Origin of the sequence: Bacillus sp. SM2101 (assembly GCF_018588585.1) — a bacterium.
Taxonomy (GTDB): Bacteria; Bacillota; Bacilli; order Bacillales; family SM2101; genus Nanhaiella; species Nanhaiella sioensis.
In genome coordinates this window covers 1-11,539 of the sequence record NZ_JAEUFG010000023.1, presented here as the reverse complement: position 1 = coordinate 11,539, position 11,539 = coordinate 1, and the positions used below count along the sequence as shown (strand labels likewise).

The 11,539-nt window shown below is 35.8% G+C and carries 14 protein-coding genes; 12 read left to right on the top strand and 2 right to left on the bottom strand.

Translation table 11 applies throughout. The features are described 5' to 3' along the window. Nucleotides 1-145 precede the first annotated feature (145 nt). The 10 genes from rplQ (at nucleotide 146) to JM172_RS18280 (ending at nucleotide 8,302) form a co-directional block, all read left to right on the top strand. The gene (gene rplQ, locus JM172_RS18325; protein WP_214483830.1) at nucleotides 146-508 is read left to right on the top strand and encodes a 50S ribosomal protein L17; all 363 of its coding nucleotides are present in this window, start codon (nucleotides 146-148) and stop codon (nucleotides 506-508) included. Nucleotides 509-872: 364 nt separating this feature from the next. Next, nucleotides 873-1,712 carry an energy-coupling factor ABC transporter ATP-binding protein gene (locus JM172_RS18320; RefSeq protein ID WP_214483829.1) on the top strand — a complete coding sequence of 280 codons (840 nt, stop codon included), beginning with the start codon at nucleotides 873-875 and terminating at the stop codon, nucleotides 1,710-1,712. Further along, nucleotides 1,688-2,563 (top strand): energy-coupling factor ABC transporter ATP-binding protein, encoded by an 876-nt coding sequence (locus tag JM172_RS18315; protein WP_214483828.1) that lies wholly within the window; start codon nucleotides 1,688-1,690, stop codon nucleotides 2,561-2,563. The genes JM172_RS18320 and JM172_RS18315 overlap by 25 nt, the downstream gene beginning before the upstream one ends. Continuing rightward, on the top strand, nucleotides 2,553-3,350 hold the full coding sequence (locus JM172_RS18310; protein ID WP_214483827.1) for an energy-coupling factor transporter transmembrane component T family protein: 798 nt from the start codon (nucleotides 2,553-2,555) through the stop codon (nucleotides 3,348-3,350). The genes JM172_RS18315 and JM172_RS18310 overlap by 11 nt, the downstream gene beginning before the upstream one ends. A gap of 19 nt (nucleotides 3,351-3,369) precedes the next feature. After that, nucleotides 3,370-4,119 carry a tRNA pseudouridine(38-40) synthase TruA gene (truA, locus tag JM172_RS18305; RefSeq protein ID WP_214483826.1) on the top strand — a complete coding sequence of 250 codons (750 nt, stop codon included), beginning with the start codon at nucleotides 3,370-3,372 and terminating at the stop codon, nucleotides 4,117-4,119. A gap of 148 nt (nucleotides 4,120-4,267) precedes the next feature. Then, nucleotides 4,268-4,705 (top strand): 50S ribosomal protein L13, encoded by a 438-nt coding sequence (gene rplM, locus JM172_RS18300; RefSeq protein WP_214483825.1) that lies wholly within the window; start codon nucleotides 4,268-4,270, stop codon nucleotides 4,703-4,705. A gap of 20 nt (nucleotides 4,706-4,725) precedes the next feature. Beyond that, a complete protein-coding gene (rpsI, locus tag JM172_RS18295) occupies nucleotides 4,726-5,118 on the top strand; it encodes a 30S ribosomal protein S9 (protein ID WP_214483824.1) in 393 nt (130 codons plus the stop codon). Between the two features lie 714 nt (nucleotides 5,119-5,832). Next, entirely contained in the window at nucleotides 5,833-6,276 is a 444-nt protein-coding gene (locus JM172_RS18290; RefSeq protein WP_214483823.1) for a YbaK family protein, read from the top strand. Nucleotides 6,277-6,433: 157 nt separating this feature from the next. Further along, nucleotides 6,434-7,147 carry an N-acetylmuramoyl-L-alanine amidase CwlD gene (gene cwlD, locus JM172_RS18285; RefSeq protein WP_214483822.1) on the top strand — a complete coding sequence of 238 codons (714 nt, stop codon included), beginning with the start codon at nucleotides 6,434-6,436 and terminating at the stop codon, nucleotides 7,145-7,147. A 99-nt stretch (nucleotides 7,148-7,246) separates the two neighbouring features. After that, entirely contained in the window at nucleotides 7,247-8,302 is a 1,056-nt protein-coding gene (locus JM172_RS18280) for a P-loop NTPase (protein ID WP_214483821.1), read from the top strand. A 100-nt stretch (nucleotides 8,303-8,402) separates the two neighbouring features. On the opposite strand, the gene gerD is transcribed toward JM172_RS18280, so the two are convergent. Continuing rightward, nucleotides 8,403-9,032 (bottom strand): spore germination lipoprotein GerD, encoded by a 630-nt coding sequence (gene gerD / locus JM172_RS18275; protein WP_214483820.1) that lies wholly within the window; start codon nucleotides 9,030-9,032, stop codon nucleotides 8,403-8,405. Nucleotides 9,033-9,177: 145 nt separating this feature from the next. On the opposite strand from gerD, the gene JM172_RS18270 reads away from it, so the two are divergent. Beyond that, a complete protein-coding gene (locus JM172_RS18270) occupies nucleotides 9,178-9,774 on the top strand; it encodes a KinB-signaling pathway activation protein (RefSeq protein ID WP_214483819.1) in 597 nt (198 codons plus the stop codon). An 81-nt stretch (nucleotides 9,775-9,855) separates the two neighbouring features. Here JM172_RS18270 and pdaB read toward each other — a convergent pair whose 3' ends face one another. After that, nucleotides 9,856-10,617, bottom strand: coding sequence for a polysaccharide deacetylase family sporulation protein PdaB (gene pdaB, locus JM172_RS18265; protein WP_214483818.1), 762 nt, complete (start codon nucleotides 10,615-10,617; stop codon nucleotides 9,856-9,858). A gap of 295 nt (nucleotides 10,618-10,912) precedes the next feature. Here pdaB and JM172_RS18260 point away from each other — a divergent pair, with 295 nt between their 5' ends. After that, the gene (locus JM172_RS18260) at nucleotides 10,913-11,140 is read left to right on the top strand and encodes a hypothetical protein (protein WP_214483817.1); all 228 of its coding nucleotides are present in this window, start codon (nucleotides 10,913-10,915) and stop codon (nucleotides 11,138-11,140) included. Nucleotides 11,141-11,539: the final 399 nt, after the last annotated feature.

The following is an 11,539-nucleotide window of genomic DNA, read 5'->3' as shown; positions in this document are numbered from 1 at the left end:
TCGTAAGTCTTTAGAAGAGGTTAAAGCAAAGCTTGATGAGTTAGGGTTGGGATTGCGAAAAGATGACTAGTTATGAGACTCTTAACTAGGCATTTTCATGTTTTCCTTACTGCTATGATAACACTCTAAAAAGGAGGGACATCTCATGTCATATCGTAAATTAGGACGTACAAGCGCTCAACGTAAAGCGTTACTACGTGATTTAACTACTGATTTAATTATCAATGAACGCATTCAAACAACAGAGACACGTGCAAAAGAATTACGTTCTCTTGTAGATAAAATGATAACTTTAGGTAAGCGTGGAGATTTACATGCTCGCCGTCAAGCTGCAGCATTTATTCGTAATGAAGTTGCGAATGAAGAAACAGGTGACGACGCTCTTCAAAAGTTATTTGGCGATATTGCACCACGTTATGAAGAACGCCAAGGTGGTTACACTCGTATTATGAAAATGGGACCACGTCGTGGAGACGGAGCACCAATGGTTATTATTGAATTAGTTTAATACTACTGAATGTTCAAAAGGAGATTTTTGAACATCTTTGTATGAGTAAATGAGGGCAGGACAGTTTTAATGACTGAATCTATGCCCTTTTTTGCTATTGTTTTTATACTATCAATAAATGTCTAAACTATGATGCTTCATATTTTTCTCTTTATAATGATAGCAGGGGCCAACAAGGGGCATTACAATTACTCTTGAAAATTATTAGGCGGATTGAGGTAAATCGAGAGTCTACGCTTAACGAACTGTCCACACTCAGTGCATATCTCCTTTAAGTCTCCTCATCTTACCATCAGAACTAATGATGCAATAAAGCTTTTTTTATTTCTTAGGAAATATGTCGAATAATAGAGGAGGAAAGGATATGGGGAATGAACTATTATCAGTCAAAGGTGTTTCCTTTCGCTATAATGACCAATCACATTATGCGTTAAAAGATATATCATTTTCACTTAAAAATGGTGAATGGTTAGCAATTGTAGGCCATAATGGTTCTGGAAAATCAACACTGGCGAGAATATTGAATGGGTTGTTAATACCAGAGTCTGGAGAAGTATCAGTGGCCGGTATTACACTTACAAATGAGTCGATTTGGGATGTTCGTAAGAAAATTGGTATGGTGTTCCAAAATCCAGACAATCAATTTGTTGGTACAACTGTCATTGATGATGTAGCTTTTGGGTTAGAAAATAATGGGGTAGAACGTTCGGAAATGGTAGATCGCGTGGACGAAGCAATTAATAGAGTGAAAATGGAAGCGTTTGTTGATCAAGAGCCACATAATCTCTCCGGAGGACAGAAACAAAGAGTTGCAATTGCAGGTGTGTTAGCTGTGAGGCCTGATATAATTATTTTAGATGAAGCGACATCTATGCTTGATCCTAAAGGGAAAGAAGAAGTCTTGAGAACAATTAGAAAACTTAAAGATGAGCAAGTTATATCTGTCATTTCAATCACGCATGATTTGGATGAAGCAAGTAAAGCTGATCGTATATTGGTTATGAATAAGGGGAATATTTTCACGGAGGGACGACCCGAAGATATTTTTGCTTTAGAGAAGGAGCTCGTTAATATAGGTCTTGATCTTCCTTTCTCCGTTAGACTTAGTAAAAAAATGAGGCGAGCAGGTATTCCTTTGACAGTTGATCATTTAACAGATGAAGGATTGGTGGATGAGTTATGGACATTACAATACAAAATGTAGAACATAAATATCATCAACATACGCCTCTTGAACGATTAGCACTTTACGATATTAATTTAGCTATTAATTCAGGAACTTTTCTAGCAATCATTGGACACACTGGTTCAGGAAAATCGACTTTGTTACAACATTTGAATGGTCTATTAAAACCGACAGTAGGAAGTTTAACCGTTGGTGATATGATAATCGACACTGAGAAAAAGAATAAAAAGATAAAGAAGCTTAGACAAAAAGTTGGCATTGTATTTCAATTTCCTGAACATCAATTATTTGAGGAAACAGTAGAAAAAGATATATGTTTTGGTCCAACTAACTTTGGTGTATCAGAGAAAGAAGCGAAGAAGAAGGCACAGGAAGCGTTGGAGTTAGTTGGATTACCAAGTGAATTTTTGCAAAGGTCACCCTTTGACTTAAGTGGTGGTCAAATGAGAAGAGTAGCAATTGCTGGAGTTTTAGCAATGGAACCAGAAGTTCTTGTGTTAGATGAGCCAACAGCTGGGTTAGATCCTAGAGGGCGTACAGAGATAATGGATATGTTCTATAAACTACATCAAAAGAAGAAGATAACGACGGTATTGGTAACTCATAGCATGGAGGATGCAGCAAAGTATGCTGATGAGATTGTTGTCATGGATAATGGTACGATTAGAATGAAGGGGAAACCAGAAGAAGTATTTTCTCAGCCAAAGGAACTAGTCAAGCTAGGGTTAGATGTTCCTGAAGCATTAAAGTTCAAGATGAAGCTAGAAAGCAAATTTGGTATTCAGCTATCGTCCACATGCCTTACGATCGACGATGCACTAGAACAAGCACAAATGATTATGGGTAAGGTGAAGCAGCATGATGGATAAAATTATAATAGGTAGGTATGTACCAGGTTCTTCAATTGTCCATCAGTTGGACCCTCGTTCGAAATTATCATTAATATTTCTTTATGTCATAGTTGTTTTTTTAGCAAATAATGAGCTTACATATGGGATTTTATGTTTATATACAGTAGGTATGATGTTGCTAACTCGAATACCTATTCGCTTTATTTTGAAAGGGCTAAAACTCATATTTTGGATTATTATTTTTACTTTCATATTACATATTTTTGTAACTAAGGAAGGTGCACTATTATTTAGTTTAGGATGGATTGAAATCTATGAAGAAGGCATCAGGCAAGGTGTATTTATCTCCCTACGTTTTTTAAATTTGATTTTAATGACGTCTATGCTTACGTTAACGACAACACCAATAGAAATTACAGATGGGATGGAAAGTCTATTAAACCCATTCAAACGGTTTGGTTTGCCTGTTCATGAGATTGCTTTAATGATGTCTATATCACTTAGGTTTATACCGACATTAATGCAAGAAACAGAAAAAATAATTAAGGCTCAAACAGCTAGAGGAGCAGACTTCACAAGTGGACCAATAAAAGATCGAATAAAGTCAATTGTTCCTTTGTTAATTCCTCTGTTTATTAGCGCGTTTAAGAGAGCTGAAGATTTAGCAACAGCCATGGAGGCAAGAGGTTATCGTGGTGGTGAGGGTAGAACGAAATTTCATCAATTGCAGTGGCATAGTAGAGATACCATTGTAATTATTAGTCCTTTATTAGTATCTGTTTTGTTATTTTTATTAAGAAGTTAATGGAGAAGGTAGAAAAATCATGCAACGTTTAAAATGTACAATAGCCTATGATGGGTCACAATTTAATGGATTTCAAACTCAGACTCTACCAAATCAGCGGACCGTGCAAGGTTACCTTGAGAAAGCCTTGATGAAAATTCATAAGGGACATCATGTTGCAATCTATGCTTCAGGAAGAACAGATTCGGGTGTTCATGCTTATGGACAGGTCATCCATTTCGACTCACCATTAGATATTCCTGCGAACAGGTGGCCCGCTGCATTAAATTCGATTGTCCCTGGTGACATTGTTATTAAGGAAGTCGTGCAGGTAGACCCAACATTTCATGCGCGCTACGATGTAAATTCAAAGGAATATAGGTATAAAATACTAAGGTCAAAACAATATGATGTATTCACTAGAAAGTATGTATATCATTATCCATATCCCCTTGATCTTTCAGCTATGAAAATGGCGAAAGAATATTTAATTGGTACTCATGATTTTACAAGCTTTTGCTCAGCTAAAACGGCAAAAGAAGATAAAGTTCGAACAATTTATTATATAGATTTGTATGAAGAAAACGATGAGCTGATTTTGCACTTTAATGGGTCAGGATTTTTATATAATATGGTGAGAATTCTTGTCGGTACATTATTAAAAGTAGGTCAAGGAAAAATAAAGCCTCAGGATATAAAAACTATTTTAGAGCAAAAAAATCGGATGCTAGCGGGGCAAACGGCGCCATCTCATGGATTGTATTTATGGCAAGTGAATTATGACAACTAAACCTGGTGTAACATTTTCTTGACAATAGACTCATAAAGATTTATTATATCATATGGTATGTATTTTAAAACCACGATTAGCCCCGGAAAAATCGTGTTGAATAATATATGTAACCAATCATGGATTTTTTTATTTAGGAGGGAAAATCATGCGTACAACTTTTATGGCAAAGCCAGCAGAAGTACAACGTAAATGGTACGTGGTTGATGCTGAAGGAAAGACTTTAGGTCGTCTTGCAAGCGAAATTGCATCGATTTTACGTGGTAAACATAAACCAACTTATACACCACATGTTGATACTGGTGATCATGTAATCATCATCAATGCAGAGAAAATTGAACTTACAGGTAAGAAATTAACTGACAAACTATATTACCGTCATAGTCAACATCCAGGCGGATTAAAAGTAAGAACTGCGCTTGAAATGCGTACGAACTATCCAGAAAGAATGCTAGAAGGCGCAATTCGTGGTATGTTACCAAAAGGCTCATTAGGTCGTCAAATGTTTAAAAAGTTACATGTATATGCTGGTAACGAACATCCACATCAAGCACAACAACCTGAAGTTTACGAACTTCGCGGATAATATTTTAGGAGGGTATTAATTTGGCACAGGTACAATATTATGGCACAGGCCGTCGTAAAAGCTCTGTTGCTCGTGTACGTTTAGTTCCTGGTGACGGACGTATCGTGATCAACGATCGTGATATTGAAAACTATATTCCATTTGCAGCATTAAGAGAAGTTGTAAAACAACCACTTGAAGCAACTGAAACTACAGGTGCTTATGACGTTTTAGTTAACGTTCATGGCGGTGGATATACTGGGCAAGCTGGTGCAATTCGTCACGGTATCGCACGTGCGTTACTACAAGCTGATCCAGAATTTCGCCCAACATTAAAGCGTGCTGGTTTATTAACTCGTGATGCTCGTATGAAAGAACGTAAAAAATACGGTCTTAAAGGCGCTCGTCGTGCACCACAGTTCTCAAAACGTTAATTTTATTTACGTTTCAAAGACTCTCAACCAAATTGGTTGGGGGTCTTTTTTATTGACTGTTTCTACTGATTATTGTTTTTTGAATTAAGTAATACATACACTGCTAGAGTGTATGACACCAATTACTTCTGTTGAAAAATCGACAATAACAACAAAAGTTACGATAAAAAAGCCTTTTGTTCAACTATTTTTAATTAACATACTCACTAAATGTTATGACTAACTAGTGTTCAGATGAATAAACCCTTAAAACGATGGGAATATCAAAAAAGTTCGATCACATGCAGTTTCGCCGCATGTCCCCAGGAAGTCATTCCACCTCTTTTCATTAAGACAAAAAACACTATCTAACGTTTGTCGTGGTCAAACAGCAGGGCATTCTTTTCTAATGGCTGTTTTGTGTTAATTGGTGTTTTTCGTTCATAGGTAGAAGCACGTATACACTAGCCTTCGTGGCACCTTTTCTTTAAACACATCAGTTACTTATATGTAAATGAAAAAAGCAACAAAGTTTACGAATAAAGTCTTTCGTACTACTTGATATACAGATATATGGAGCGCCTATTCTTAGCTAAAGAAGGTCAGCAGTGCCTACTGAATGGGAGCATGTTATAAGAGATAGAGATGTCCTCAACTTTTCTTAATTGGTAAAGACAGTAACGTATGAAGCTTTTAGGGAAGTGTAAACTACTTTCAAAAGGGGTTGAATAAGAAATGAATGTTATAACAACTTTTGCTGCAAAGCAGAAGGAAAAGCAAGTCATTTACGAACGGAAAATGCTAAGAGAGCTATCTCTTGAAATTATAAAAAAACAAGTTGAACAAACTTTTAGTGATTTTTACAAGCTAGGTGTTGTGGCGATTAGTGCTATTGAGGATGGATGTGTTGACGTTGCTGTAGAATCATATTTGCTGGGAGCAAGCTATAGTCGATTTGGTTATTTTGGTGAACCTTTAGAAAAGGTAAAGCTAAGGTGTATAACAGAAGAAAAGTATTTAATTAATACTTTGTATGATTACGTTATATATTGGGGGAACGTGGATGATTTTAGTTTAATGAATGAATCAATGTATTACACATGCGAACATTTTGTTAGTTATTGGTTTAATGAAGGTTTTTATAAAGGGGAAAAACGGTATCGAATGAAATTGCACTAGCAAACGGTGATAGGTGTCTATAACATAAAAAAATAAGTTGATCATGTTCTTCTCTGCTCATCTTGCATTTTTAACGATAGGCATAAAGCTAGATGGTCTATTTTTGCCTCTTGTCCCATATAGTGTTTACAAGGAAAAAGTGGGAGGCAGAGACAAAGTGAAGAAAAAACTGAAATTTGCTGGATACTTAATAGGCTTTATTATCCTACTAATAATCGTTCAATACCAGTTTACAGAAAATGCTTCATGGAAATCGTGGAATTTACCTCTATCTGGTAAGATAATTATTTTAGACCCTGGCCACGGTGGCCCTGACGGAGGGGCAGTTGGTGGTGATGTGCTTGAGAAAGATGTAGCTTTAAAGGTTAGTATTTTATTGAAAGATCTTCTGCAGGAACAGGGTGCGCTCGTTATTTTGACCCGTGAAGATGATCACGACCTCGCATCTAGCGGTACAAAGGGCTATAGCAAAAGGAAGACTGAGGATTTGAAAAAAAGAGCAGAAATGATTAATGAGTCGCAAGGGGACTTATTTATCAGTGTTCACTTAAATGCGATACCTTCATCAAAATATAGGGGGGCACAAACGTTTTATAACCCCAATTATATTGAAAATAAGGAAATCGCAAGGTTTATACAAGATGAGTTTCGAACAACTCTAGAGAATACTACGAGAAAGGCTAAGGCAATTAGTGGTGTGTACTTATTGAAAAATGCAAATATACCTGGTTCCTTGGTCGAAGTAGGGTTTTTGTCTAATAGTGCTGAAAGGGATTTACTATCTGATGATATATATCAAGAAAAACTAGCGTTTTCCATATATAAAGGGATTATTAGATATTTCTCTAACGAGGGGAAGGCTCCTGAGTAATAGTTAATTATTGTGAATTCATTTAGCCGTCATATGTAATTATGGTATACTAACAGGTGAACGTATGAAAACGAATACACAAAAAGGACGGTGTAATAATTGATAACGAAAGATCAAGTAGTTGAGCTATTACGTCAATTAAAAGATCCATTCTTACATAAAACTTTTGAAGAAACCGGTGCGATCCAGGACATAAATATTAAAGAAGAGAAAGGGCATGTAAGTGTAAAAATTGCATTATCAAAGATTGGTACATCGGAGCAGTTGCAAATACAAGGACATATCGTACAAGTATTAAAGGATGCCGGTGCTAAATCTGTTGGGCTGCGTTTTTCAGAATTACCGAAGGACAAAACTGCCAAGTCGGAAAGCCCATCACCCTCTGAGGAAGGTAGTAATTCACCATTATCAACAGGTAGCAACACTAAGTTTATTGCGATTGCAAGTGGTAAAGGTGGGGTTGGGAAATCAACTGTTTCTGTTAATTTAGCTGTATCTTTAGCACGGCTAGGGAAAAAAGTAGGCCTAGTTGATGCTGATATATATGGATTTAGTGTACCAGACATGATGGGTATTACAAAGAGACCAGTTGTTAGAGGCGAGAAAATCATTCCTGTTGAAAGATTAGGAGTAAAAGTGGTTTCAATGGGATTCTTTGTCGAAGATAATGCACCTATTATTTGGAGAGGCCCAATGTTAGGAAAGATGCTTAATAGCTTTTTTCAAGAGGTCGAATGGGGCGAGTTGGATTATCTATTGTTAGATTTACCTCCTGGAACAGGGGATGTTGCGTTAGATGTCCATGCTATGCTACCTTCTTGTAAGGAAATTATTGTGACAACACCACATCCTACTGCCGCTTTTGTAGCTGCTCGTGCAGGTGCTATGGCTCTGCGCACTGAGCATGAAGTTATTGGTGTCATTGAAAATATGTCTTATTTTGAAAGCAAGCTGACAGGGGAAAAGGAATATGTCTTTGGAAATGGCGGTGGCACGAAATTAGCGAAGGAGCTACAAACAGAACTGCTAGGACAACTCCCGTTACAGCAACCAGATTGGGATGATGATGATTTTGCACCTTCTATTTATGCTGAAGATCATCAACTTGGTAAAATTTATATGAACATGGCTGAAAGGGTTACATCGATTGTATAAATGGTCGTAGATTCTTATTAGACAGAGGGTCAACCCTACAATTTTTTGTAATTGTAAGGTAGACCCTTTTTATTTGCTTCTTTCAAACACTTGTAAGAGGTTACCCTCCCCCTCCATTACCTCCTGAATCATCTCCACCTTCTTCATTATCAGCGCTTTGTTCTTCATCGTCACCCTTTTCACCGCTTTGTAATTCCTCCGCACCTTTTAATAGAATTTCTTGAATCTTAACTTTAAATAAGGGGCTTTCTATTGTTTCTGTTATTACCTTTTGTAGGTGAGTCCGATATTCTTTACCTTTAAGCACAGTTAAAGTTTGCTGTTCCATCTCTGGATTTTGAAATAGTTCTAGCATCATTCCTTGGTATTCAGGATCTTTCATTAATTCCTTTATTAATTTTTCCTGTTCTTCTTGCAGGCCCTTTGCAAAGCTTTCTGCAAATTCAGGATCTGATAGACTTTCTTTCCAAAAATCAGTAGCTTCTTTAGAAGTTAGTGATTTTTCAATTGCAGCTGTAACAATTGTTTGGTCCATAATTAATTGTTGCTTCATGCCGTCCTCAGACATAATGTCTTGAATCGCCTTTTTTCCTTCATCAGTCTTTAAAATATCAACAATCATTTTCTTTGATTGTTCATAATCCAATTCTTGTGCTTGTTCCTGCTGTCCGCACCCACTAGCCGTTATAATTGTGACTATGATAAATAGGAGCAACACGTTTGTTTTCATTGCTCACTAACTCCTTTCAGGGTTGTCCTATACTTTAGGATAGTTTATCTACAAAAAATTATACGTTGTTAATACTGAAAATGTGGTATTTTCACCAGTCGATTGGTACAATCAGTAGGAGAATGTGTAATGGAGGAGTCTTGCTGTGAATAGTCGAAATTGGGTTCGTTTATTTATGTCGACCTTAGCTGTTGGAGGAATTAGCGCAGGTATTATAGGATTTATTGTAAAGTGGAGTGAATACAAAGAACTATTCTCTTCGTTTGAATTTATGGATATTGTATTGGCATTTATTTGGTTTGTTGGTGTAGGCCTTATATTTAGTGTTATTAGTCAAATGGGATTTTTTGCTTATTTAACGATCCATCGTTTTGGCTTAGGGATCTTTCGGTCGGTGAAGTTATGGAATGCAGTACAAATTGTATTAGTTGTATTTGTGTTATTTGATCTTATATATTTTAGATATAAATTGTTTGCAGATGAGGGAGATTCAATATTTTCGTACATCGTAGTAGCTTTAATCATTGCTCTTGTAGGCATTGTTGTTGCATTGTTAAAAAAGCAACAAACAAATAAACAGGCATTTGTCCCAGCTATGTTTTTTATGATAGTCGTAACAATTATAGAGTTAATACCAGCGGTTCAAGCAAATGATGATAGTTGGTTATATTTGATGCTTTTTCCCCTATTGCTATGTAACATGTACCAGCTACTAATATTACCGAAATTAACTAATAGCTAATAATTGGTTTCAAAAAAATGAGTGGAGGTTTAACCCACTCATTTTTTTTCAAATAGAGAGGAATTTCTTATTCCCGTCATCTCAATTAATTTCTCCGCTTTTTGTATCTGTGTTTGTAATAAGTTCAGTCACTGTAACATTTTTGTATCCTTTCTTTTTTATAAATTGAATAATTGATGGAAGTGCCTCAGCCGTTTGACTGGCAGAGTCAGAGGCGTGAAGTAAAATAATGTCTCCACCATTAAGGTTTTTTGTAACATTTTTAGTTATTTCTTTCGTACCAGGCCGTAGCCAGTCTTGTGAATCTATGCTCCAATGTACAACAGTGTATCCAACTTCGGATGCAGTAGCAATCACTTCTTCATTTATATTCCCAGTAGGTGGTCGTAGTAGCGGGGCAGCTTTTACTTGTAATACCTTAAATACGTCCTTAGATTTTAAAATATCTGTTTTAATCTCACTAGCTTCTAGCTCTGAATAATCTTTATAACTATATCCTTTGCTTCCTATTTCATGTCCGTCTTCTGCAATTTGAGTTACGACTTCAGGATGTCGTTCAGCCCAATCTGCTAAAATGAAAAAAGTTGCATTCAATTTTTCTTTTTTTAATACCTCTAGGATGTTTAATATATGCTCGTCACCCCAATTGACATCAAATGTTAAAGCTATTTTCTCCCCTCGTTCATCTCCTTTATAAATAGCTCTAGGACCATCCTCAGTCGAAAAAACTGTATTATTTAGCGCGTTTTCAAGATAAAGAAAGATAGCTGTAAATAAAGCAGCAACAATAATTATTAGTGCTTGTTTTCCCTTTCTACCATTTACAACGACAAAGAAATTCACAAAACCCCCTCCTCTTTTCTTACAGCTGGTTCGTATTCATTGTTGTTTTTTGTACTAAGAAATAAATATGTAACCTATTAAGGTGCGTATCATCTTTTTTGCTAGAAAATGATACACGATCTAAAAACCTAATAACAACAAAGTTTACGAAAAAAGCCTAGCTTACACGATTACTTGTCTACATACTATGCTCTCTAATAGAAGATATGATAAAAGACTGACTACTAAAGAAAAAAATTTCATAAAACTGTTTCACAGTGGAAATAACTAGAATAACTAATAGTGAGGTGACATTATGCTTGGACTTTTAGTAACAAAAAAGGAAATAAAAGAAATTGAATACTTAATAAAAAGAGAGTTAGAAGAATTACTACTTGATTTTCAAGATTCTCGAATTGACTATGTAGTTAAGCGTGCAATGGAAGAAAGATATCAAATATTGTTTCAACTATTTAGAAAGGTTGCAACACCGTCAGAGTGTAATCGGTATGTTCGCTCAAAAAAAGCATATTTTTCAGAATGATAAGTGATGATATAAAAGCATTGAAGACCTTTTGAAATATAAATAAATAGCGTTCATAGCCAATGTTTATTATTTAAATCTTGTTACGACATTTTGTTCTTTTAAAAAAGCAAAAAACATATTGACATCATAGTATGAGGGTGATATATTAATAAACGTCGCTGATAAACAACGCGATAACATAGATGACAGCATGAAAAAAACATTTAAAAAAATGTTGACATCAACAAAGAAAAATGTTAAATTAATAAAGTCGCTTCTGAGCGATAGCAACAAAAAATGTTCTTTGAAAACTAAACAAAGCAAAAGCGTCAACGTTAATTTTTTGAACAAATGAGCAATCAAACTTTATTGGAGAGTTTGATCCTGGCTCAGGACGAACGCTGGCGGCGTGCCTAA